Origin of the sequence: Psychrobacter sp. TB55-MNA-CIBAN-0194 (assembly GCF_040309505.1) — a bacterium.
Lineage (GTDB): Bacteria > Pseudomonadota > Gammaproteobacteria > Pseudomonadales > Moraxellaceae > Psychrobacter > Psychrobacter fozii.
The window spans coordinates 1-229 of record NZ_JBEOOW010000888.1 but is presented as its reverse complement, the minus strand read 5'-3'; the positions used below and the strand labels follow the sequence as shown (position 1 = coordinate 229).

Annotated in this window: 1 protein-coding gene; it reads right to left on the bottom strand. The window is 34.1% G+C overall.

The window, feature by feature from the left end; translation table 11 throughout:
* Positions 1-229: hypothetical protein (locus tag AAEY75_RS17490; protein WP_352260460.1), on the bottom strand; the 229-nt coding region annotated here is incomplete at both ends.

Below are 229 nucleotides of genomic sequence, written 5' to 3'. Positions count from 1 at the left end.
CCAAAAACGGAGAGCGTATAGGAAAAGATATTGAAAATTTACAGCCTAATATTGATGTAGTTACAGTTCCTCTTTTACCAACTAAAACTGACAAAGCTGCTAACTTAGTTCCAAAATCATAATCTCTGACCAAGACTAAAAAATCTTTATCTACATCGGTTTCATACTCTTGTTTAAATTGTTCCTCATCACCTAATGCTATCAGTAACATGCCACGTGAGTTATCAAG